The organism is Streptomyces sp. NPDC059906 (assembly GCF_042730645.1).
In the GTDB taxonomy this organism is placed as follows: Bacteria; Actinomycetota; Actinomycetes; order Streptomycetales; family Streptomycetaceae; genus Streptomyces; species Streptomyces rubrogriseus.
Genome location: NZ_JBHWKU010000001.1, coordinates 177,271 through 197,607 on the forward strand (window position 1 = coordinate 177,271; position 20,337 = coordinate 197,607).

The 20,337-nt window shown below is 69.7% G+C and carries 26 protein-coding genes; 13 read left to right on the forward strand and 13 right to left on the reverse strand.

Translation table 11 applies throughout. The features are described from left to right. Nucleotides 1–88 precede the first annotated feature (88 nt). The 4 genes from ACFV9J_RS00850 to ACFV9J_RS00865 all read right to left on the reverse strand — a co-directional run bounded on the left by ACFV9J_RS00850 (nt 89) and on the right by ACFV9J_RS00865 (nt 2,692). A complete protein-coding gene (locus ACFV9J_RS00850; protein WP_385347883.1) occupies nt 89–1,171 on the reverse strand; it encodes a hypothetical protein in 1,083 nt (360 codons plus the stop codon). Continuing rightward, complete coding sequence (locus ACFV9J_RS00855) at nt 1,162–1,833, reverse strand: hypothetical protein (RefSeq protein WP_385347886.1); 672 nt, start codon at nt 1,831–1,833, stop codon at nt 1,162–1,164. Before ACFV9J_RS00855 ends, ACFV9J_RS00850 begins: the two co-directional genes overlap by 10 nt. Before the next feature lie 221 nt (nt 1,834–2,054). Further along, nucleotides 2,055–2,258 (reverse strand): hypothetical protein, encoded by a 204-nt coding sequence (locus tag ACFV9J_RS00860; protein WP_385347889.1) that lies wholly within the window; start codon nt 2,256–2,258, stop codon nt 2,055–2,057. A gap of 137 nt (nt 2,259–2,395) precedes the next feature. Continuing rightward, complete coding sequence (locus tag ACFV9J_RS00865) at nt 2,396–2,692, reverse strand: hypothetical protein (protein ID WP_282085004.1); 297 nt, start codon at nt 2,690–2,692, stop codon at nt 2,396–2,398. 159 nt (nt 2,693–2,851) lie between these two features. On the opposite strand from ACFV9J_RS00865, the gene ACFV9J_RS00870 reads away from it, so the two are divergent. After that, nucleotides 2,852–3,148: a winged helix-turn-helix domain-containing protein gene (locus tag ACFV9J_RS00870; protein ID WP_385347892.1), complete on the forward strand. Its 297-nt coding sequence runs from the start codon at nt 2,852–2,854 to the stop codon at nt 3,146–3,148. Nucleotides 3,149–3,229: 81 nt separating this feature from the next. Then, nucleotides 3,230–3,769 carry a Uma2 family endonuclease gene (locus tag ACFV9J_RS00875; protein WP_385348843.1) on the forward strand — a complete coding sequence of 180 codons (540 nt, stop codon included), beginning with the start codon at nt 3,230–3,232 and terminating at the stop codon, nt 3,767–3,769. Between the two features lie 131 nt (nt 3,770–3,900). Here the strand turns inward: ACFV9J_RS00875 and ACFV9J_RS00880 are convergent, their stop codons facing one another. Further along, nucleotides 3,901–4,482: a hypothetical protein gene (locus tag ACFV9J_RS00880; protein ID WP_385347895.1), complete on the reverse strand. Its 582-nt coding sequence runs from the start codon at nt 4,480–4,482 to the stop codon at nt 3,901–3,903. A gap of 267 nt (nt 4,483–4,749) precedes the next feature. Between ACFV9J_RS00880 and ACFV9J_RS00885 the strand changes: the two genes are divergently transcribed. Further along, nucleotides 4,750–6,045 carry a putative T7SS-secreted protein gene (locus ACFV9J_RS00885; protein WP_385347897.1) on the forward strand — a complete coding sequence of 432 codons (1,296 nt, stop codon included), beginning with the start codon at nt 4,750–4,752 and terminating at the stop codon, nt 6,043–6,045. Continuing rightward, nucleotides 6,042–6,788, forward strand: a complete 747-nt coding sequence (locus ACFV9J_RS00890; protein WP_385347900.1) for a hypothetical protein — start codon at nt 6,042–6,044, stop codon at nt 6,786–6,788. The genes ACFV9J_RS00885 and ACFV9J_RS00890 overlap by 4 nt, the downstream gene beginning before the upstream one ends. Nucleotides 6,789–6,822: 34 nt before the next feature. On the opposite strand, the gene ACFV9J_RS00895 is transcribed toward ACFV9J_RS00890, so the two are convergent. The 4 genes from ACFV9J_RS00895 to ACFV9J_RS00910 all read right to left on the reverse strand — a co-directional run bounded on the left by ACFV9J_RS00895 (nt 6,823) and on the right by ACFV9J_RS00910 (nt 11,182). Then, the gene (locus tag ACFV9J_RS00895; protein WP_385347903.1) at nt 6,823–7,128 is read right to left on the reverse strand and encodes a hypothetical protein; all 306 of its coding nucleotides are present in this window, start codon (nt 7,126–7,128) and stop codon (nt 6,823–6,825) included. A 74-nt stretch (nt 7,129–7,202) separates the two neighbouring features. Further along, nucleotides 7,203–9,362, reverse strand: coding sequence for a hypothetical protein (locus tag ACFV9J_RS00900; protein ID WP_385347906.1), 2,160 nt, complete (start codon nt 9,360–9,362; stop codon nt 7,203–7,205). A gap of 83 nt (nt 9,363–9,445) precedes the next feature. Beyond that, nucleotides 9,446–10,201: a hypothetical protein gene (locus ACFV9J_RS00905; protein WP_385347909.1), complete on the reverse strand. Its 756-nt coding sequence runs from the start codon at nt 10,199–10,201 to the stop codon at nt 9,446–9,448. Between the two features lie 69 nt (nt 10,202–10,270). After that, a complete protein-coding gene (locus ACFV9J_RS00910; protein WP_385347912.1) occupies nt 10,271–11,182 on the reverse strand; it encodes a hypothetical protein in 912 nt (303 codons plus the stop codon). Nucleotides 11,183–11,684: 502 nt separating this feature from the next. Here ACFV9J_RS00910 and ACFV9J_RS00915 point away from each other — a divergent pair. From ACFV9J_RS00915 to ACFV9J_RS00955, 9 genes are all read left to right on the forward strand, one after another. Further along, on the forward strand, nt 11,685–12,404 hold the full coding sequence (locus ACFV9J_RS00915) for a hypothetical protein (protein ID WP_385347915.1): 720 nt from the start codon (nt 11,685–11,687) through the stop codon (nt 12,402–12,404). Between the two features lie 22 nt (nt 12,405–12,426). Next, entirely contained in the window at nt 12,427–13,344 is a 918-nt protein-coding gene (locus tag ACFV9J_RS00920; RefSeq protein ID WP_385347918.1) for a hypothetical protein, read from the forward strand. Further along, complete coding sequence (locus ACFV9J_RS00925; RefSeq protein WP_164279012.1) at nt 13,341–14,648, forward strand: CpaF family protein; 1,308 nt, start codon at nt 13,341–13,343, stop codon at nt 14,646–14,648. The genes ACFV9J_RS00920 and ACFV9J_RS00925 overlap by 4 nt, the downstream gene beginning before the upstream one ends. A gap of 77 nt (nt 14,649–14,725) precedes the next feature. Continuing rightward, nucleotides 14,726–15,727, forward strand: a complete 1,002-nt coding sequence (locus ACFV9J_RS00930) for a type II secretion system F family protein (protein ID WP_385348846.1) — start codon at nt 14,726–14,728, stop codon at nt 15,725–15,727. Continuing rightward, a complete protein-coding gene (locus ACFV9J_RS00935) occupies nt 15,724–16,644 on the forward strand; it encodes a type II secretion system F family protein (protein WP_385347921.1) in 921 nt (306 codons plus the stop codon). The genes ACFV9J_RS00930 and ACFV9J_RS00935 overlap by 4 nt, the downstream gene beginning before the upstream one ends. A gap of 98 nt (nt 16,645–16,742) precedes the next feature. After that, nucleotides 16,743–17,003 carry a hypothetical protein gene (locus tag ACFV9J_RS00940; protein WP_030145342.1) on the forward strand — a complete coding sequence of 87 codons (261 nt, stop codon included), beginning with the start codon at nt 16,743–16,745 and terminating at the stop codon, nt 17,001–17,003. Between the two features lie 79 nt (nt 17,004–17,082). After that, on the forward strand, nt 17,083–17,559 hold the full coding sequence (locus tag ACFV9J_RS00945; protein WP_385348849.1) for a TadE family protein: 477 nt from the start codon (nt 17,083–17,085) through the stop codon (nt 17,557–17,559). After that, a complete protein-coding gene (locus ACFV9J_RS00950; protein ID WP_385347926.1) occupies nt 17,560–17,994 on the forward strand; it encodes a TadE/TadG family type IV pilus assembly protein in 435 nt (144 codons plus the stop codon). Further along, entirely contained in the window at nt 17,991–18,452 is a 462-nt protein-coding gene (locus ACFV9J_RS00955; protein WP_385347929.1) for a TadE/TadG family type IV pilus assembly protein, read from the forward strand. The genes ACFV9J_RS00950 and ACFV9J_RS00955 overlap by 4 nt, the downstream gene beginning before the upstream one ends. Nucleotides 18,453–18,468: 16 nt before the next feature. Here ACFV9J_RS00955 and ACFV9J_RS00960 read toward each other — a convergent pair whose 3' ends face one another. From ACFV9J_RS00960 to ACFV9J_RS00975, 4 genes are all read right to left on the reverse strand, one after another. Next, complete coding sequence (locus ACFV9J_RS00960) at nt 18,469–18,825, reverse strand: hypothetical protein (RefSeq protein ID WP_385347931.1); 357 nt, start codon at nt 18,823–18,825, stop codon at nt 18,469–18,471. Between the two features lie 93 nt (nt 18,826–18,918). Next, nucleotides 18,919–19,257 carry a hypothetical protein gene (locus ACFV9J_RS00965; RefSeq protein WP_385347934.1) on the reverse strand — a complete coding sequence of 113 codons (339 nt, stop codon included), beginning with the start codon at nt 19,255–19,257 and terminating at the stop codon, nt 18,919–18,921. A 22-nt stretch (nt 19,258–19,279) separates the two neighbouring features. Beyond that, nucleotides 19,280–19,885 carry a hypothetical protein gene (locus ACFV9J_RS00970; protein WP_385347936.1) on the reverse strand — a complete coding sequence of 202 codons (606 nt, stop codon included), beginning with the start codon at nt 19,883–19,885 and terminating at the stop codon, nt 19,280–19,282. Nucleotides 19,886–19,922: 37 nt separating this feature from the next. Then, nucleotides 19,923–20,318: a hypothetical protein gene (locus ACFV9J_RS00975; protein WP_385347938.1), complete on the reverse strand. Its 396-nt coding sequence runs from the start codon at nt 20,316–20,318 to the stop codon at nt 19,923–19,925. Nucleotides 20,319–20,337: the final 19 nt, after the last annotated feature.

Below are 20,337 nucleotides of genomic sequence, written 5' to 3' on the forward strand. Positions count from 1 at the left end.
ATGGGGTGGGACCGCCTCGCCCCAGGCGGCACATTCGGCCCGAGACCAGGCCGCGTCTTCACGGCCTCTGCGTGGCCTGTGGATCTCATCAGCGGTTGACCGCCTGGATCTCCTGCACCGTGACGGCCTGGGCGTTCTCGAAGGTGCCGTCGGGCAGGTCGCCGCCCGCGCCGCCGGTGCCGGTCCAGGCGATCTCCCAGGTGATGGTGGCCTGGAGGTCGAAGGTGCCGTCTCCGGAGGAGCGGAGGTACTTGATGCCGCAGGGCGGGGTCCGGTCGGCCTTGCCCTTGGCGTAGGGCTCGCCGATCGAGCCGTCGTCGTTGATCGTGCACTCGCCTGAGGCGGGGTACGTCTCGGCATCCGGGGTGCCCGGCTCCAGCTTGAGCGACACGGGCTTGGCGGTGGTCGTGGCCGTGAGGGCGAAGCCGGGGGCGTTGATGGCCGCCGTGGCCTGGACCTCGTGGAAGTCGGCCTTGTCGAGCCAGGCCCAGGTCGGCAGGTTCACCTTCGTGGTCTCTGCCGGGGCGAGGGTGACCTCGGTGCCAGGGAGTTCCATGTGCTGGTAGGCGAGGGCGGCGAGTATCTCCGGGGTGATGGCCCGCTCGTAGCGGGGCGGCGGAGCCTCACCGTTGTCGACCCAGAAGGGGAGTTCGGTACAGGAGTTGCGCTTGAGGACGTCGGGCTCGTTGGGATTCTCGACGCCGGCCCAGAACATCCCCTCGCCGTCTTTGGCGACGTTGTAGTCCTCGTATCCGGGGTGGTCCTCCCAGCCGAACCCGTCCTCGTAGTGAGCCTTCGTCTGGCCGATCGCCGCCCCCGGAGTCCCTGTCATGCCGGGCGCGCTTGCGGCGTCCTTGATCTTTGCGGACATCTCCTTCTTGAAGTCCTTGGCGCCGAGGTACGGGGCGTACCAGCAGGGTGGAGGAGACCAGGTCACGTCCGAGGCCGTCACGTTCCCACTGCCGCCGTTCGGGGCGACGGATCCGGAGTACTGGATGCGGACCGTGGAGTGGATGCCGCTTTCATCGGCGCCGCCCGACTGCTCCGTCTCGGCACCTTTGTCGGACCCGACTGGTTTCCCCGCGTAGGCAGGAGTAGTGAGAAGGAGAGCGCCGATGGCAAGCGTCAGTGTCGCGACGCTGACTGTTGTGCGAAGTGACCTCACTGGCACTTTGCCGCCTTCGTCTCGACGAAAACCTTTGATGCCTGCCACAGTCCCTCAGCCGTGGGGTACTTGACCATAATGATTTTGTAGTAGTCGAAGTCCTCGATACTGGGGTCGGTTGTCAGGATCTTGTCGGTCTTGATCTCCTTGCCGTAGAACTTGCTCGAGTCGGCGCAGAACGCCACCTCCACGGACGTGCCGTTCTCGGCCGACCGAGTAGTGACGTCGTAGTGGCGCAGAGTTCCGGTGGCTGTCCAACCACCCTCGATCCAGGCTTGGATCTGCGTTTGTGCGTACTTCAGTCCGCCATCGGTGGCGTATGCCGCCACGGCAGCGTCCTTGGTCGTGCGCTTGTCGACGCCTCGGTAAATAGCTCGGAAGAAGTTGGCCGCGTCGTTCATCGCGGCCTCTTCGTTCTTGTTCTTCGGCTTGTCCCAGTCGAAGACCAGGTTCATGTCCTTGGGGAGGGACACGTCGACGCCGTCCGGCTTGTCCTCCGCCGCTGACGCTGAGGGCTTCGCCGGCTCCTTCGGTGTCTCCGTCCCCTGGTCGGCTCCCGCGATCTTGTCGTTGTCGCTGGACTTGTCGTCCCCGCCCCCGCAGGCCGTCAGCAGCAGGGTTGCTGAGGCGGCGAGCGCGGCAGCAACGGGCAAAGAGCGGCGCTTCACAGTGGACTCCCCGTGAGACAGAAGTGCGGTCGGCTACTGACGGTATCTACGGGGCTCTTGGTTCCGCCAGCGTGAGTCAGTCCGGAAAGCGGGGCACTTCAGGATTTATGCGTGCGCGGCTGTGTCTTGTGGCCTGAACTCGCCTGAACGGGTGCCGTCCCCGGACGCCTTGAAAGGTGTCCGGGGCTGGGCGGGGTGTCAGGGGGCGGTGGGTCTTGTGGCTACTGGGAGGAGTGGCACCTCGGGCATGCGCATGGCGGGTATGCCGTTGAGTGGGGGATGGGTTCGTTGGTGCCGCCGGCCTGGATCTCGGTCTTGTGTCCGGCGTCGGTCACGGCTCCGTCCGCGTCGACCTTGTAGACGCGGAGCGTGAGGCGGGAGCGGCGGCGGGCGGCGGAGTCGAGGATCTCGAGTGGGTCTGTCATCGGCGGGTAGTGCGGGGCGCACTCGGAGCATGCGTAGACGTTGAAGCCGGGGCCTGTGGCGGCGTGGACTTCGTGGACCAGGACCGGTTTGTCGGTGGTGTGTTGGCAACGGGCGCACATGCGCACGGTGGGGCGGGTCACCGGGTGGCCGCCGGTACGCGTACGCCGTGGATGTGGTGCGGGCCGATGTCGATGCCGAGGGTTGCCAGGTGGGCGGCGCGGCGGCGTTCGCGCTGGTGTCGGCGTTCGGCCGGGTCCAGGACGTAGGGGCGCACGAGCCGGGAAGCGTTGCCGTCGAGGAGTTCGGTGAAGCGGGGCGGCGGTGCGGGGATGAATCGGAGGGGCGGCGTCGCGCCCAGGCGGTGGCGGCCTCGTGGGCTGGGGGTGCAGATACTCAGCATCCACGCGAGGAAGCGGACGGTAAGGTCCAGCATGTTGGCGCTCCTTTGCAGCGTCGGCCATGCCCCGGGACGGCCATCATCCGTCGCCGGGGTCTTCTGGCTTTAAGGCTACATTGCTGCGCATGTCAGTGCATAGCAGTGCGCTGCATCGCATCTATTGATGCAGCTCAGGGCTGTTTTACGGTTGCTGGTATGGCAGCAGACTCAGGCGGTTCGCCGATCGACCCCAACAAGATCGCGTACGTCTACATGCAGGTGGCTGACCACATCGCTGCCCGCATTGCAGCGGGTGAACTGCGCCCGGGAGCACGACTTCCAGGTGAACGAGACCTCGGTGAGGAGTATGGCGTCGCCTACCTCACTGCCCGTCGCGCGGTTCGCGAGCTTCGTGAGCGTGGGCTCGTGGTCACACTCCCCGCCAAGGGCACCTTCGTCGCCTACCCGACGGAGTCCGACGAGTCCTCGGCAGCCGACCACGAGCAGGAGTAGACGGCCAGCCCGTCGGGATGTCTGCCCCCTCTCGCCTCACCCAGTCATAACGCCGATAGGAGGTGAGTCGCCGTGTCTGTGATGAGTGAGCTGATCGAGCGGGGCGCCGTCCCCGAGGGGTACAAGGTCGAGGTGTTCGACGGCAGGGTGATCATGACGCCGCGGAGTCCTGAACAGGACTGGACCGTTTCCGACGCCAGGGATGCGGTCAAAGCCTCCGGTATCCCACGTGAGCGCGTCTTCGGTGACGTACTCATCACCTTCCCCGGGGAGAACGACGCCGCGCCGGATCTGACGATCGTCGATGTCGGTGCCGAACGTCGAAGGAACAGCTACTCCTGCCTTGATGTACTGGCCGTGGTCGAGGTCCCGTCCGAGCCGGAGGACGAGAAGGACTACGTCCGGAACGTGCGGAAGTACGGTGGCTTCGGGATCGACTTCTACCTCGTCGCCGACCCCTTCAAGGCGATGGTCACTGTGGTGTCGGAGCCGCACGGTTCGGGGTACGGGCGGACTGTCGAGGTTCCGTACGGGCAGCCCGTCAGCTTCACGCTGGCCACCGGAGAGCGGGTCGAGATCGACACGGCGACGTTCCCGACGCGGACCACTGGGGAGGGCTGAATCCGTCGAGCGGGGTCGATCAGTGTCTCCGACACATCCTCTCGGTTCCCCTCCGGACCCAGGCCGGGTGCGCTTCTCGCCGGAGGCATCCGGCTGGTGTTCGTCCGCCTCTATCTCGACGGACTCGGAGGTCAGTCGACCCCGGAGTCTCGCAGTACGCGACTGTATTTCGTGTACCTGCGCCGTGCGATGGCGAGGCCCGTCAGCCACAGGGCGGCGAAGAACAGCCAGACGGCGCCGCACACGAGCAGCGACGGGGCGCTGAAACCGGTCTGGGACAGGGGAATGAGCATGGCCGCCATGAGGACCAGGAGGGCGATCAGTCCCCGCCGTCGGTGGGTGCGGCTGTAGTCGACCATGATGCGGGCGTGCAGGAGATCGACCTCGTGCCGCACCTCGGGCAGTGGCCGCAGGCGGCTCCCCCCGGGGCGCATGCCGGGCAGCGGCCCGGCTTCCGGCGCAGCGGGGTAGTGCCGTGCACTCCACGCCGCCCGCTCCGGCGCGTCCGGCAGTCGGCGGAAGGCGAAGTACGGGTTCGGGCTCCCCTTGGGCGACAGCGTGGACAGCCCGTCGTACCGGTATCCGTACTGCTCGGCGACGTAGGCGAAGGCGGCGAACTTCCGCCACGACCGCTGCAGGTTGCGGGCGTCATGCCGTTCGACACCCTGCGCGCCGTCCCGCAGCAGTGCTCTGAGCTGGGGCTGCAGGAACATCGGACCAACCTCCTGGGACCGGGTCGTAGCGCGACGTCGGGACGCCGTTACCGTGTGATCGGCGAGATGGCGCAACCACTCGCCCCACGGATAGCTTCCTATCACTGGGCCAGGCCGGCTCCCCGCGGCGGGAGGCGTTCGACACATAGGGATACGCAGGGACACGCAGGGACACGCAGGGATACACAGGGGGCAGAAGTGGGTTCGTCCAAGTACCCAAATCTGGGATTCGACCCGGCTCCGGGAGATCTGGAGACGGTGCGTCTGATGGTGGGCGCGATCGGCAGGGTCAGCCGCGAGAGCGGTACGGCGCACACGCAGCTCAGCAAGATCGGCGCCTCCGACGGCATCTGGACGGGCAAGGCCGCCGACACGTTCGCGAAGTCGGTTGAGAAGATCCCGCCCTACCTCAAGAAGGCCCTCGACTCGGTCGGCTCCGCCCACCGGGCCCTGTCCGACTGGGAGACCAGCCTGGACGGGTTCCAGTCGCGGGCCCGTGCTTTGGAGGAAGAGGCGGCAGCCGCGGCCAGGAAAGTCGGTACGGCCAAGGGGAGCCTGGACGGCCTGCCCGATGACACGTCCCAGATGACGGACAAGGAGAAGGAAGAGTACGAGAAGGACAAGAAGGGCAAGAAGGCGGCCTACGACTCGGCGAACGGTGAGTTGGAGGCCGTGCGAGGACGGGCGCACACCCTGCACGCGGAGTACGTCACGGCGGCGGACACGACCGCACGTACGGTCAAGGAGGCCGCGGACGACGCCCCGCCGGAGCCGGGCTGGTTCGACGACCTCGTGGACGGTTTCACCGATTTCCTGTCCGACGCCTGGAACGTCCTCAGCGACCCCAACTTCTGGAAGCTCGTCGGCGACATCCTCGCCGACATCGCCATGGTCATCGGCGTGGTGTGCCTGGTCGCCCTGATGCTGGGCACCGGTGTGGGAGCGCTCGGGCTGATCGGATTCATTGTTGGCGTCGGCGCGCTGGCCGCCCACGGTGCCGCGATGGCCGGCGGCGCGGAAGGTGTCACGTGGCAGACCCTGGCCTGGGACGCACTCGGGGTGGTCGCGGGCGGTGCCTCCCTCGGTGGGGCCAAGCTCGCCCAGGCGGGACGGGCGCTGGTGCAGTCCGGACGCTCCCTGCGTGCCTCGCAGGGGCTCATGGCGACGCTCGGCAGGATCGGCCCCGGAGGGTGGGGCAACATCGCGAAGATTCCCAGCGGTATGGCTAACTCGATGCGCGGGTTCGCCACGGCGGGCAAGGGCTGGGTGCACGTCGCCACGGGCAAGACCCTCGACGTCGCCGGCACGGTGACCGGTGCGGGTTTCGCGTTCGGCTCCAACACCAACGAAGGCCGGTGGCTGGACGGCGACTGGAACATCTCCGACATACCCGTGGTGGGTCCCGGAGCCGGCTTCGTCGACTACGAGGCGCCGGACAACGAGCCGAAGACGATGGCGCCCGGTCCCCTGGGCCCCCGGTTCGACAGCACCACCACGCTCACCTCGGCCGGCGAGAGCTTCACCAAGGGGCTCCAGCCCGGCAACTTCGGAACCGCCGCATGACCCGCACACCGATCGAAGCCGCCGCTGCCCGCCAGGTCCCCTACGCGTTCCGGTACACGGTGCCCGACGAATTCGTGCGGTTGCCCGACCCCGCAGCCGTCGAAGGCTGGGACAAGGCGCTCAAGCGACTCGTCCCGGATGCCGACGACGAGCAGTTGGCCTCGGCCACGGAGCAGATGAGGGCCGTGCTCCCCGGGCTCTCCGCGGGCGGGGAGGACACGGTCGATCTGGCGGCGATGTGCCTGGGTACGGAGGACGTCGCGGGCGAGGAGCGACTCTCCATGGGCCTGCTCGCCGTCACCGTGAAGCCGAGCGGGCATCATGACCGGCTGTTGACGGCTGAAGGCATCTACCGGGCGAAGCGCCACGGGTTCTTCGCCGGCGAGCACGAGCTGCAGGAACTGGACTTCGACCTGGGCAAGGGCGTGCAAGGGCGACAGGACATGCTCCTGGCGGTCAAACTGCCCTCCGGCCCGGCCGTGATGTCCGCGTCGTTGCGTCTGCTCACCCTGCCCGCGAGCTTCGTCGCCGAGAGCGGTCTCGCGGACGCCGTCGGCGACGACGAGACCGTACGACCGACCCTGCCGATTGCTTCACTGCAGCTGATCGTCCCGGCGCCGCGCGACTACTGCGTCTACGTGACGATCTCCACGCCGTCGGTGTTCCTGCTCGACTCGTACTGCGGTCGGCTCGCCCAGATCGGTCGGACTTTCACCTTCGACGTGGAGAAGGGCGCTCATTGAGGCCCGAGGCCCGAGGCGGTGGCGGGCGTACGCGCTACTTCTTACCCTCGTTCTGCTTCTTCTTCAGCTCGTCGTTCAGCTTCTGATCGAGCTTGGTGAACTCTTCCGAGGACTTCTTGGCGAATTTGGAGACGCCCTTGGTCAGCTTCGACAGCTGACCGAAGCCGTAGTCCCATGAGTCCGCGAAGTCGTCGCACGCGGACTCGAGGCCGCCGTGCCCGATCTGTTTGGAGTCGGCGTGCTTCATGTCCTTGGAGGCGGACTTCATCTGGCCGCCGCTGGTCTCCAGCGTGCCGGCCATCCCGAGGACTTCGTCACTCGCGAAACGCAGAAAGGACAACTGCCTCTCCCCTTCCCTCCCGATGCGCGCGGTTGCCCGAGCGTACCTCGGCCCAGCGATGGAAGGACTGGACCTCAGTGCACGTGCGACGACTCCCGGACCGCGGACGCCAGCCGTGAGATCCCGTCGCCGAGCACCCACAGCGGACTGCCCTCCGGTTCGTCGTACGGCACCCGGGTGCGGGCCGGGCCCGGCAGGGTCAGCTTGCGCTCGCGCAGTTCGTGCGGGGCGGCGGTCGCCGAGTCCAGGCAGAGGGGGCAGAGGGACAGCATGCGCCTGCGGTTGCCCTCTGCGGAGACCCGGACGTGGCGGCGCCCGGCCGAGGGACCGTGGAGCGGGTTGACTCCGCAGCAGTGGTCGTTGCTGTCGCCGTCGAGGGCGTTGCGGGACGCGCGGGCGAGGACGATGACCGCTAGGAGGGTCGCCGGGTCGGCACCCGGTGTTTGCGGTGAGGGCTCCTCGTCCACGTCGCCGTCGACGAGGAGCATGGCGGCCTCGAAACGGTCCCACGCCGCGGCGATGCGGAGCGACTCCCCTCCCGCCCGCGCGTCGTACGGCTCGGCGATGACGGCCTCGTGGGCCGCGTGGAGTTCCGTGCGTGCCGTACGCCGCAGGTACTCCTCCGACGGCTCCGTGGGTGACACCAGGGGCAAGGCGTCCGCCGGCAAAGGGGCTGGGTGGCGTCGGCGCATTACCGCAACCACGATCCCCAGGACGCCCGCCACCAGGCCGAGCAGCAGCGCTGCCGCGACGACGCCGACGAACAGGCCCGGCCAGAAGTCGGTGGCGAAGAGCGGCGGGAGACTGTTCTCCTTCTCGGGGCTGGGAGCGCGCGCGGGGTCGCCGAAGGTGGTCGGGTCCTCGGTGCGCGGTGCCTTGTCGAGGTACGTCATCAGCGCGTCGAGACGCTCGCCCAGGAGATGGTCGTCGGCCTCGTCAGCCCGGTCGTCCCCGAGGGCGATGGACTCGGGGAGGTCGAAGTTGAGGGGGAGACTTTGGAGGCGCAGGCCGTGGTTGAAGACGTCGATGTAGCCGGTCATCGGGTCGGCGACGACGTACACGCCGTCTGCCTCGCCGATCCCGTCGGCCTTGCTCAGTTTCGCCCGTACCGTCGCCGCGAACAGCTCCCCGTCCCCCGCGGACTCGTCCTCCGACAGGTGCGGTACGACGGTGACGTACACCGGACCGCCGCCCTCCGAGCGCCCGAACCGCTCGATGCGGTCGTGCAGCCGGGAGAGTTGAGTGGCGTCCAGGACCTGCGGGCTCTCCGGGTCGACGTACACCGGGTCACGCGCCAGGCCGGTCGCGACCCGCTCGACGCGGGCTGTCATGTCGCCGCTGGTGGGCAGGGGAGCGGGACCGCGTTTCGTCTGGTCGAAGACGAGCGGAGCGGTGACGGCGATCGCGGCCGCGGTGGCCAGGGCGAGGCCCGGGACGAGCAGACGCCGCCGCCACTTCGGCCGGTCCGTCTTGGGGCGGGGCGGGGTTGCCCGCGGGAAACGACGCCGCGACCACCGCACGCACCACGCCAGGAGCAGGATCGACAGCGGTACGCCGGTGAGCGCGATGCCCGTGACGAAGGACTGGTTCTGGCGGTCGGACGGGCCGATGTACATCCGCTCGGGCTCGTGGCCGTCCCGGAACCTCTCGTGGGCCGCGTCCGCCCGCGCCTTTGCCCTCTCGGAGCCCTGCGCCACGACGTCCACGAAACGTCCGAAGCTGCGCAGCGGGCCCGCGTCGTAGGGGAGCTCGAAGGCGGCGGTCGTCCGGGCGGCCTCCGCGGGGGCGCGTACACCGTATGCCGCCGCCTGCCTCACTTCCGATTCGTCGACGAGCACGAAGAGCCCGTCGCGCCCGAGCCGGTCGTGCACCGCGCCCAGCAGATCCTCGCCGGAGCCGCCCTGGCCCGGCAGCACGAGCACGTACGTCGGTACGCCGGTGCGCTCGGCGAGCCGGGCGAAGTCGGGCGCCATGGAGCGCGGGACCTCGCGGGGGAGCTGGTCGGTGACGTGGACCGGGTTCTCGCGGAGGCGGTCGGCCAGGTAGGCGGCCTGGGTGGGCGGCCGGTCGGCCGCCGGCGCGTCGGCGGCGCGGGCCGGGGCGGCCGCCAGGGGCGCGGAGGCGAGGAGCAGGGCGGTGAGACCGCACAGGGTGAGCAGCAGGCGGAAGGCACCGCTTGCGGTGTGGTGGGTCGGCGGTCGCCCAGCCGTCGTGAGTGTGGTCACCCCTCGCATTCCCCGTGCCCCCGTCTCCCGGTCGTGGATCTTTCGCTCGCGGCACTCTACTGACGGCTTCGCTGCTGCGAAACCGCCCTTATTCAGCCGAGCTTCCCGTTCTGCGCCTTCACCACCGTCGGCGACAGCTTCGCGTCGCTGGGCCTGCCGTTGGCGATCGCCATGCCGTCGACCGAGAAGTAGACGGCGAGGACGTCGCCGCTGCGGACGACCTCGCCGTGCAGGATGTGCGGGACACCGCGGAAGGCGATCGTGGACGTGAAGCCGAGCGACTCGTCACCGGCCGGGGTGACCTTCTCCGCCGTGACGGAGTCGTACGGGCTCTCGTTGCCGTTCGCCTTGGCCGTGAAGCCGCCCCCGCAGGCGTCCACGGCCTTGCGCGCGGCGGCGAAGGCGGACTGCGCCTTCCCCGGGGCGTAGGACGCCAGGGTGACGTAGGTGAAGGTGATGCCCTTCGTCAGCTTCGTCGGTGCGTCCGTCGGCCCCGAGGTGAGGCGGGTCAGGTCGGCCTCGGGGGTGCCGAGGGGCAGTTGGTTCATGGCGTACGCGAGGGGTGCGCAGACGGGTTCGTCGACCGTCACCTCGTCCGTCGACTTGGCGAAGGCGTACTCGGCGTCCGGTTCCTCCACCTCGAAGCCGTCGGTGTCGGCCTTCGTGACGATCGTCGCGGCCAGGTGCTCGGCGGGGGAGGGCGCCTCGGCCGTGGAGGCGGACGTCGACGCGCCTGCCTCTGGCTTGTCGGTCGCCGGGTCCGGCTCCGAGCTGCCTCCGCACGCGGTGAGCGCGGTGACGGACAGCAGGGACAGGGCGGCGAGGGCTGTGGACGTGGGGCGGTTCACGGGTACTCCGTTGCTCCGTAGGTGAGGGGGGTGAGGGGGGTGAGGGGGGTGAGGGGGAGAGGGGGCGGGTCAGTGGTGGCCGTCGAGCAGGGCGCGCAGCTGCGGGGAGAGCTCCGGAACGCGTGCGCCCGCTGCCTGCGCGGCCTCCAGCTCCTTGACGTACTTCAGGGCCTCCTCGCGCAGCTCCTCCTTCTCGCGGCCCCGGCGGCGGCCCGCCAGCCAGACCCAGATGGCCACGGGTACGAGGAGCAGGGCCGCGAATCCGACCCCGGTGCCCACGGTGACGGCCCAGGTCACGCCGCCCCCGCCGGCGAGGACCAGGAGGCAGCCCACCTCGTCGTGCCAGCCGCCCGCGTCCGCCGTGTGCTCGTAGTACGAGACGGCCGAGGGCTTCGGCGGGACGGGGACGGGGACGGCGACAGGGGCGGGTGCGGGCCCAGTGGCCGAGGGTGCCGTGGCCGTCTCCGTGTGGGCCTCCGGTACCGGTTCCACCGGCGGATACGTCGGGATCGGGGCCGCGCCCCTGCCGCCTCCGCCGGCCGTCCGGCCCTCCAGCCACGGCGGTATGTGCGCGAGCGGGATGCCGTGGGCGCGGGCGGCGCCGAGGACCTCGCGGTAGCCGGCCAAGGGGCCGTTGCGCAGTGCGTGCTTCCATTGGGTCCGCGCGTGTACGAGCAGGGCCACGCCGACGACTGTCAGGCCGCCGGCGGCACCCAGTACGGCGAACAGGTGGGCGTCCAGCGCCGGGGACAGCGGGATCCCGAACGGCAGGAACATGCCCGCCATCAGCGTCAGCAGCCCCAGATAGGCCGCCGGTCGGCGTTGTTCCGACTCCAGGGACCCGCGGCGCTCGGTCAGCAGCGCCGTCACGGCCGCGTCGTCGGTGTAGTCGACGCCGTACCGGGCGCCGATGTCCCGCACGGCCTCCCGTACCCGGGCGTCGGCTCTCAACGCCGCCCCGCTCACCGGAAGTAGCCCCATTTCTGTCCCCCGCTCCCTCTGTGTACGCACCCCGTCACTGGTCCGGGCGAAGATCATGGCACGGGCCGTTGGGTCCCTCGTGAGTGAATCGTGCAGGACCGATGGACGCTGCGTGACGAACGGCATGCGGACGGTGTCCGGGGCTGGTCGTTGTGGATTCGCGCGAGCACAGTGAGAGGGACTGCTCGGCGGGCCGTGCTCAAAGGGGCTCCACCGGTGCGAAGTTGCAGATGAGTAACGGCGTGCGGGGGTGCTGGGTAGTGGGTGGGCATGCCTTGAGGGGCTTATGTGCGGCTGATACGGTGCGATGGCTTGACACTCGCCTGACTGCTGGTTATTCGCCCAGGTCGGGCGGGTGCGTCAGGGGGTGCCCCGGGACGCCGACGGTCGGGCGGGCACGGGTGAAGTGTCCGAAATTGCAGATGATTCTGCGGACTTGGGCGATCGGCGCCCGAGTGAGTACGTGGCAGACAACTTTCTTGGTCGTACGGGGAGCGGTTGCGTGAGGATCCAGGAGCGTACGGGGGCGGGCGCGGGACGTTCCGCGGCTCCGGCTCAGCCGTCGGTCGGTGACCGGCTTCCCAGCCCTCCTCGCGAGCGCAAACCGGCGCTGGCCGCGCTGGCGGTGCTGCTGATCCTGCTGGGCGCGCTCGGCGCGACGATGCTGGTGCTGCAGGTCGGCGACCGGATCGAGGCGATCCAGGTGACGGCGGACATCAAGCCCGGTGAGTCCATCACCGACGACAACATCAAGGTCGTCATGGTGAACGACGACTCCGGGGCCGACTTCGTGCCCTGGGAGCAGCGCGAGGGCCTGATGAAGCTCGAGGCCAAGTCCACGATCTACGAAGGCACCGTCGTCGTGGGCCAGATGTTCGCCAAGAAGTCCGGCATGGAGGAGGGCAAGGTCACGGTCGGCGTCGCCCTCAAGGAGGGCCAGTACCCGAAGGGCCTGAAAGCGGGCGACAACGTCGCCGTCTACCGCGTCGGCAACAAGTCCACCGGCGGCGGGGACCAGGAAGGCTCCTCCGGGTCCGCCGGTGCCGACAGCTCGCTGCTGGTCGAGCGCGCGGTGGTCGAGGACGCCTCCGGTGCCTCGGGCGACAGCATCACCAGCACCAACCTGCCCGTCACGCTGACCGTCGACGCCGCCGACGCCGCGGCGCTGGCGCAGGCCGCGTCCGCGGGCGAGGTCGCCGTCGTTCTGATTCCCGGCAACTAGCCAGAAGGCGACCGAAGAAGCCATGGCCCTCATCGCCCTCGCCGCCGACAAGGGTTCCCCCGGCGTCACCACCGCGGCCGTCGCCCTCGCGGCGGTCTGGCCGCGCCGTGTCCTGCTCGCCGAGACCGACCCGGCGGGCGGCGACCTGGTGTACCGGTCGGCCGCCGCGCACGGCGGTCCGCTGAACCCGAACACCGGCATGCTGTCGATCGCCGCGACCGCCCGTCGAGGGCTCGTGCCCGACCAGCTCTGGGACCACGTACAGCCGCTCAGCGGCGGCCTCGAAGTCCTCGTCGGGCTCGGCATCTCCGAGCAGGCCGCCGGGCTCGCGGGCCTGTGGCCCACCCTGGGCCGGGCCTTCGCCTCCCTCGCCGACTCCCCGAACGCCCCCGCCGACGTCATCGCCGACTGCGGCCGGATCAGCGGGGACTCCCCGGCGACCGAGCTGTTCCCGCACGCCTCGCTCGTCCTCCTCCTCTCCCGCACCGAGCCGGAGGCCATCGCCCGGGTCCGGGACCGTGCCGCCGCGCTGTCCAACAAGCTGCACGGCGGATCGCGGGGCGCCGCCGGCCTCGGCCTGCCGTTGGTCGGCGTCGTCCTCGTCGCCGACACGAACGACGCGGCCAAGCTCTCCGGCCAGGTCAACGACATGCTGGTGCACGCCCAGACCGGCGCCCGCGTGGTCGGCACCATCGCCGACGACCCGGCCGGCGCCGACCAGTTGGCCGGACGCAGGCGCGGGCGGCTGGAGAAGTCGCTGCTCATCCGCTCGGCCCGCAAGGTCACCTCGGACCTGTACCAGCAGTTCGGCGCCGCCTGGTCGATGCCCACCACCGGCCCGGGCGGTCACCCCGGTCCCGGCCCCGGAGCTGCTGGTCCGACGGGTCCCGCCGGTCCCGCCGGTCCCGGCATGTCCGGCCACGCGGGGGCCGGCCGATGACCGCTGTCGACCACTCGTTGGTCAAGCGGTTCCGGCAGGACGCCGGCGACCGCATCTCCGAGCAGCGCCGCCAGGACCAGGTCAGCGGCGTCACGCCGATGTCCACCGAGGACGAACGGCACTACGCGCGCGCCGTCATCGCGCAGATACTGGAGGAGTACGCCCGCGCCGAGATCAACGGCGGGCGTACGCCGCTGGACGCGGAGACGGAGGAGGCGTACGCGGCCGCCGTGCACGCCGCGCTCTTCGGCGTCGGCCGGCTCCAGCCGCTCCTCGACGACCCCGAGGTCGAGAACATCGACATCAACGGCTGCGACCACGTCTTCGTCGGCTACTCCGACGGGCGCGAGACGCGCGGCGAGGCCGTCGCCGAGACCGACGAGGAACTCATCGAGCTGATCCAGATCCTCGGCGCCTACTCGGGCCTGTCCTCCCGTCCCTTCGACTCCGCCAACCCGCAGCTGGACCTGAGGCTCCCGGACGGTTCGCGTCTGTCGGCGGTCATGGACGTCGCCCGGCGCCCGGCGCTCTCCATCCGCCGCGCCCGCCTGGGCAAGGTCTTCATCTCCGACCTGGTCGGCAACGGCACCCTCACCCCCGAGCTGGGCCACTTCCTGGCCTGCGCGGTCCGGGCCCGCAAGAACATCATGATCGCGGGCGCCACCAACGCCGGAAAGACGACACTGCTGCGCGCCCTCGCCAACGAGATCCCGCCGCACGAGCGGCTGATCACCGTGGAACGCGCGCTGGAGCTGGGCCTGGACACCTTCCCCGAACTCCACCCCAACGTCGTGGCGTTCGAGGAGCGGCTGCCCAACTCCGAGGGCCAGGGCGCCATCACCATGGCGGAACTGGTCCGCCGTTCCCTGCGCATGAACCCCTCCCGCGTCATCGTCGGTGAGGTGCTCGGCGACGAGATCGTCACCATGCTGAACGCGATGTCGCAGGGCAACGACGGCTCGCTCTCCACGATCCACGCCAACAGCTCGCACGAGGTCTTCAACCGCATCTCCACGTACGCCCTCCAGGCGACCGAGCGGCTGCCGATCGAGGCCAGCCAGATGCTGGTGGCCGGCGCCGTCAACTTCGTCGTCTTCGTCCAGCGGCGCAACGACTTCCAGAGCGGCGGCCGGCTGCAGCGCATGGTCACCTCGGTCCGCGAGGTCAACGGCGTCGACGGCCGGGTGCTGTCCAGCGAGGTGTTCGCCGAGACGCCCGACGGCCAGGTCGTCCCGCACGCGCCCATCGCCTGCCTGGAGGAACTCATCGCCTACGGCTACCGGCCCAACGGAACGTGGGGGTGACGGGGAGGATGCAGACGACCACGCACACGACCACGCACACGACCACCACACTCGCGGCACTGGACTCGCTCGGCTCCATGGGCGGACTGTTCTCCACCACGGTCCTGTACGCGCTCGGCTGCGGTGTCGCCGTCGGCGGCGGCCTGGCCCTCTTCCTCGTCGCCGTACGCGGACTGCCCGCCAAGCCCGAGCACGAGAAGCGGCAGGCCAGCGAGCGCGTCAACGAGCTGATCCGGTGGGCGGGCCGGCGAGGTTCCGCCGCGGCCCTGGCCGGACTCGTCGTCCTGCTCCTGACCCGCTGGGCGGTGCTCGGCATCGCGGCCGGCGTCCTGGTCTTCTTCTGGGACCGCCTCTTCGGCGGCGCCGCCGAGGAACGCGCCGCCATGAAGCGGGTGGAGGCCCTCGCCTCATGGACGGAGTCGCTGCGGGACACCATCGCGGGCGCGGTCGGCCTGGAGCAGGCCATCCCGGCCTCCGCCCGAGCCGCCGCGCCCGTACTCCGCCCCCACCTGGACGCCCTGGTCGACCGACTGCGCTCGCGCACCCCGCTGCCCGAGGCGCTCCAGCACCTCGCCGACGAGATCGACGACGCGTCCGCCGACATCATCGTCGCGGCCCTCATCCTCAACGCACGGCTGCGCGGCCCGGGTCTGCGGCAGGTCCTCGGCGCGCTCGCCAAGTCCGCGCGCGAGGAGGTCGACATGCGCCAGCGCGTGATGGCGCAGCGCGCGTCGACCCGCCGGTCGGTGCAGATCGTGGTCGCGGTCTCGGTCCTCTTCGTCCTCGGCCTGTCCATCTTCAACCGGGACTTCGTCGAGCCGTACGGCTCACCCGTCGGCCAGCTCGTCCTGGCCTGCGTGTGCGGGCTGTTCGCGCTCGGCTTCTGGTGGCTGCGCAAGCTGTCGACCATCGAGACGCCGGAGCGCTTCCTGGTCCGGGACGGCGCCGACGTCCAGTTCGTGCGCCCCCGCACACCGGGTCAGCCGGGTCACCCCGGTCAGCCCGGTCAACCCGTACAGCGCCTGCCGCAACCGTCCCAGCCGTCGCCTGCGTCTGGGGACGAGGGGGTACGACGATGAACCTGACCATGCCGGTCCTGGTCGGCGCCGTCACCGGCCTGGGCGTCTACGCCCTGGTCCGCGCTCTGATGCCGAGCAGACGCAGCCCGATCCAGCAGGTCGCCCGCATCGACGCGATGCGGGCGCGCGGGGCGGCGTACGAGTCGTCCCGCGCGGCGCAGGACACCGGCCGTCTCGGTTCGCTGCGGGCCCAGGTCGGCGCCCGGGTCGCCGAGCTGTACCTCCAGCAGGGCTGGGAGCAGCGCTCGCTGCGCGCGGACCTGGCGGTGCTCGACCGCAGCTGGGAGAAGTTCCTGGCGACGAAGGCGCTGCTGGCGGTGGGCGGCCTGTTCTTCGGCCCGTTCCTGTTCGCGATCGTCTGGCAGCTGGGCTTCGGCAGCAGCCCGATCATCCCGGTCTGGCTGGCGCTGCTCTGCGCGGCGCTCTTCTTCTTCCTCCCCGACCTGGAGGTACGCAGGGACGCCGCCGACAAGCGCCGTGACCTGCGGCGCGTGATCGGGGCGTACCTGGACCTGGTCTCCATGAGCCTGGCCGGCGGCCGCGGTCTGCCGGAGGCGCTGATGGCGGCGGCGGAGGTGTCGGACGGCTGGGCCACCCACCGCATCCGCAACGCGCTGGCGGACGCGCGCATCACGGGCATCAGCCAGTGGCAGGCGCTGGGGCAGCTCGGCGAGGACCTGGGCGTCGAGGAACTCAAGGACCTCTCCGCCTCCCTCGCCCTGGTGGCGGACGACGGCGCCAAGGTACGCGAGTCCCTCGCCTCCCGCGCCGAGACCATGCGGCACCGCGAACTCTCGGAGATCGAGGGCAGCGCGGGCGAGAAGTCCCAGTCGATGCTCGTGGCCCAGCTCCTGCTGTGCGCCGGGTTCCTGGTGTTCCTGATCTACCCGGCGGCGATGCGGGTGTTCCAGGTGTGACGCAGTTTCCGGCGCACCCGCCGCACCCGCCGCAGCCACGATCCAGCAGCTCCGAGCCGCTTCGCTCCCAGAACTGACACGAGAGGACACAACCCACCATGAACGGACGGAACCTCCGCACCGGCACCACGGGCATCGTGCCCGTCGACTTCCTGATCACCTTCCTGCGGGCCCGCGTGGACCGCGCCCGCTCCGGTGAACTGGACCGCGGCGCCTCCGCGGTCGAGTGGGTCATCATCTCCGCGGTCGTCGTCGCGATCGTCGGCGTGGTGGCCGCCATCATCAACGCCGCGCTCAGCGACGGCGCCAACAAGGTCGGCGACTGCATCAAGGGCGCGGACGCGGGCAAGACCTGCTGACCGGCCGCCGGCGCAGGGCACTGACGGGGATGACGTGACGGGACGGACGGGGACGAGGACGCCGGGCGCGGTGCACGGCGTGCTCAAGGACGCGCTCGGGGGCGTGCGCAGACGGGTGCGCCGCAGGGTGGACGCCGCGCGGGAGGCCGCGACCACCCGCGGCGACGACTCCGGCATGACCGCGATCGAGTTCGTGCTGCTCACTCCGGTCCTGTTCTTCATGATCTTCGCGACGGTGCAGTTCGGTCTGTACTTCTTCGCCGACCACGTGGCGCAGGCCGCGGCCCAGGCGGGCGCGCGCAAGGCCCGTGCGACGGCCGACGCCCGGCCCGGCGCGTGGCGGGGCGAGGCCCGGGACGTGGTCGACAGCTACATCCGCCAACTCGGCCCGCAACTGGTCCTGTCCCCGGACGTGAAGATGCTCCAGCCGGAGCAGAACACGGTCGGAGTGGAGATCACGGCCCGCATCCCCACGGTCTTCCCGGGCCTGGACCTGACGGTGCACGCCCAGTCGGCCGGCCCGGTCGAGCGCTTCGTGCAGGAGGGGGACACCTAGATGAACCGCTCCCGCCTCACGGACCGTCGGCCGCAGGGGAAGGTGGACGACCGGGGGCTGTCCACCATCGAGGTGGTCATCCTGGCCCCCGTGATGATCCTCTTCATCCTGGTCCTGGTGGCCTTCGGCCAGCTCGTCGACGGCCGCGGCGCACTCGACGGCGCCGCCAGGGACGCGGCCCGCGCGGGCTCGATCCAGAAGGACCACGGTACGGCGATGGCGGAGGCGAAGAAGGCCGCCGAGGCCAACCTCGCGGACGTGTGCTCCGGCCCGGTCTCGGTCGTCCAGAAGAGCGCGGGCTTCGAACCGGACACCCTCTTCACGGTCGAGGTGAGCTGCGAGGTGCGCGGCCTGGACGCGATCGGCCTGAACATCCCCACGACCCTGTCGGCGACCTTCAGCTCCCCGCTGGACCCCTACCGGAGGACGGCGTGAGAACCCAGGTACGCGACTGGCTCGCGAACCGGCGCACCCGGCTGGACGACCGCGGCTCGGGCGCCGGCGCGGTCATCATCTTCGCCCTGGTCTTCCTGTCCCTGTCGGCCTTCGTCATCGACGGCGGCATGTCCATCTCCAAGCGCGAACGCGCCGCGGACATCGCCGAACAGGCCGCCCGCTACGCCGCCCAGGACATCGACCGCGAGGCCCTCTACGACGACGTGGGCGGCCCCGCCCCCATCAACTACGAGAACTGCAACGCCCGCGTCAAGGCATTCGCCGCCGAGATGGACATGACCGGCGCGGACATCGCCGCGACCCACTGCGTCACGGCCGACGCGGCCCAGGTGCAGGTCGAGGTCCAGCTCACCTACTCCCCGGTGTTCACCGGCATGTTCTACGGCGGCGACGTGGTGGTCCACGGCGAGGCGGTGGCGGAGAACGAGGTGGGGTGAGCGTCCGCCGGCGTGCTCAGCCCTGCTGCTCGTCCTCCGGCGAGATGCCGCCGGTCTGCATCTTGCGCAGCGCCCGGTCCGCGGTGCTGATCTCCGGAAAGTACTGCCGGTGCACCTTGTACGTGCGATCCAGCTCGATCTTGTGATACATGCCGGTCGGCTCGCCGAAACTGGTGTTGCGGGGGAGGCGTTGTACCCCGCCGCGGCCGATGACGAGGACCGCGCGGTCGGTGGCCACGAACGTCCACACCCGAGTGGTGAAGACCGTCGAACCGCTCTGCGCGATGAATCCCGTCTGGATCTGCTCACCGGGTTCCAGATGAGGCGCAGCCCGTTTGGCGATCAGTTCGACCCGCCGTTCCTGATGGCCCACGACTTCCCTCCGAACCGAGACGTGAGCGCCATCGTAGGGGAGAGGGGCCTGGCGACGCTCTCCGTACGAAGGTCAACTCCGGGTCCCTCGCCCTTACTTGTCCTTCGCGCCCTTCCCGCTGCCCCGCTTGTCCTGCGTCTTCACGGCGCCGTTGACCTTCTTGGTGAGATCGTCGTCCAGCTTCTTGAACTCGCGGACCACGGCGTCCGACATGCCGGCGAGGGCGTCGAGCTGCTGGGTGATGTCCTCGCGGCCGTCCTCCCAGTTGGACTCGAAGTCGCCGAGGGCGTCGTTGACGCCGCCGTCGCCGATGTCGTCCTTGTAGGACTCGAAGAGCTTCTTCGTGTGGTTCAGCCGCGTCTTGAGCGACCGCAGCCGGCGCCCGTAGTCCTCCAGCTCGGTCAACGGCAGCGCGAGATCGCTCTTGCCCATGGCCCGAAGTCCTCTCTGCGGGTCAGACGAAACGGAACGTGCCGGTCACGGCGTCGAAGATGTCGTGGAACGCCTCGGCGAGATCCAGCACCGGGCTGGCTCCGGAGACGAGGACGACCTGGTCGGTGGTTCCGGGGACGGGGATGTACGTCTGCGTCAGCACCATACGCAGGGTACGACTGTCGCCCCGCGCCACGGGCACGTCCTCCACGCCGTACGTCCGCGCGGCCGGGCCCACTTCGGGAATGTCGACGGTCGTCACCTTCCGCCAGGCGTCGCCTTCACGTCGCGCGGTGATCGTCCGCAGGCTGTCGGCGATGGCCCGGGGATCGGTGGACAGGGCGACACCCTGCTTGTTCTTGGCGCCGAGGACGGACACGGTGACGGTCGCGGAGAGCGGCACGCCGTCGAAGTTCTCCGCCATGCATCCCAGGTAGAGGGCACCGGAGTCGTGGGCGTCCTTGGCCATCTTCCGGAGCATGGCGGTCAGGTCGGCGCGATAGGGGGCCAACTCCGGGGTCTCTCGGACACGTTCATCGACCAACGCCCGTACCGTGGCCTCACGCCCCTCCGGGCGCATATCAAATTCCCACCAGGAATCCGGAACGGCTAGCGAGAAGCTCGGCATCGACTTACCCTTCCCTTTCTGTCGGCTCTGTAAAGCTTTAGTCGAGAGTCATGCCGAGATCTTCTGTGGCGATCGCGACGAGCCTGTTGTCTGGAACCTTCGATGGCGAGTAGTTTGCATCCCGGATGCGCGTGACGAATTGATCGGGCAGGGCGACGTGATGTTTGGAAACGTAATGCGAAAGGTCTCCGCGCCACACCCATTCGCCGTCGGTGTACAGAGAGCCGATACCGGTCAGGAGCGGGCCGTCGGCGTCCAGTACGTCAGGCCCCGCACTCATTTCACTCCAGATCTCGGTACCGCTCAGCAGGTAAGAGACGATTCCTGCTTCATCTGCCTCGCCGGAAGGTCTTACCGCCTCTCTGATCGAACCGCTCTCAGGGAGTCCCCATCCAGGGCTGAGTTCTGAAAAAAAACCTACCGGGTTAATCATGTGAGCTCCATATGTTCGC

Excerpts from the sequence above, each read along its gene's own strand:
- ACFV9J_RS00860 (WP_385347889.1), bottom strand. The coding sequence starts at position 2,258 with ATGACAGACCCACTCGAGATCCTCGACTCCGCCGCCCGCCGCCGCTCC.
- ACFV9J_RS00865 (WP_282085004.1), bottom strand. The coding sequence starts at position 2,692 with ATGCTGGACCTTACCGTCCGCTTCCTCGCGTGGATGCTGAGTATCTGC.
- ACFV9J_RS00870 (WP_385347892.1), top strand. The coding sequence starts at position 2,852 with ATGGCAGCAGACTCAGGCGGTTCGCCGATCGACCCCAACAAGATCGCG.
- ACFV9J_RS00875 (WP_385348843.1), top strand. The coding sequence starts at position 3,230 with ATGAGTGAGCTGATCGAGCGGGGCGCCGTCCCCGAGGGGTACAAGGTC.
- ACFV9J_RS00880 (WP_385347895.1), bottom strand. The coding sequence starts at position 4,482 with ATGTTCCTGCAGCCCCAGCTCAGAGCACTGCTGCGGGACGGCGCGCAG.
- ACFV9J_RS00885 (WP_385347897.1), top strand. The coding sequence starts at position 4,750 with ATGGTGGGCGCGATCGGCAGGGTCAGCCGCGAGAGCGGTACGGCGCAC.
- ACFV9J_RS00890 (WP_385347900.1), top strand. The coding sequence starts at position 6,042 with ATGACCCGCACACCGATCGAAGCCGCCGCTGCCCGCCAGGTCCCCTAC.
- ACFV9J_RS00900 (WP_385347906.1), bottom strand. The coding sequence starts at position 9,362 with ATGCGAGGGGTGACCACACTCACGACGGCTGGGCGACCGCCGACCCAC.
- ACFV9J_RS00910 (WP_385347912.1), bottom strand. The coding sequence starts at position 11,182 with ATGGGGCTACTTCCGGTGAGCGGGGCGGCGTTGAGAGCCGACGCCCGG.
- ACFV9J_RS00920 (WP_385347918.1), top strand. The coding sequence starts at position 12,427 with ATGGCCCTCATCGCCCTCGCCGCCGACAAGGGTTCCCCCGGCGTCACC.
- ACFV9J_RS00925 (WP_164279012.1), top strand. The coding sequence starts at position 13,341 with ATGACCGCTGTCGACCACTCGTTGGTCAAGCGGTTCCGGCAGGACGCC.
- ACFV9J_RS00930 (WP_385348846.1), top strand. The coding sequence starts at position 14,726 with ATGGGCGGACTGTTCTCCACCACGGTCCTGTACGCGCTCGGCTGCGGT.
- ACFV9J_RS00935 (WP_385347921.1), top strand. The coding sequence starts at position 15,724 with ATGAACCTGACCATGCCGGTCCTGGTCGGCGCCGTCACCGGCCTGGGC.
- ACFV9J_RS00940 (WP_030145342.1), top strand. The coding sequence starts at position 16,743 with ATGAACGGACGGAACCTCCGCACCGGCACCACGGGCATCGTGCCCGTC.
- ACFV9J_RS00950 (WP_385347926.1), top strand. The coding sequence starts at position 17,560 with ATGAACCGCTCCCGCCTCACGGACCGTCGGCCGCAGGGGAAGGTGGAC.
- ACFV9J_RS00965 (WP_385347934.1), bottom strand. The coding sequence starts at position 19,257 with ATGGGCAAGAGCGATCTCGCGCTGCCGTTGACCGAGCTGGAGGACTAC.
- ACFV9J_RS00970 (WP_385347936.1), bottom strand. The coding sequence starts at position 19,885 with ATGCCGAGCTTCTCGCTAGCCGTTCCGGATTCCTGGTGGGAATTTGAT.
- ACFV9J_RS00975 (WP_385347938.1), bottom strand. The coding sequence starts at position 20,318 with ATGATTAACCCGGTAGGTTTTTTTTCAGAACTCAGCCCTGGATGGGGA.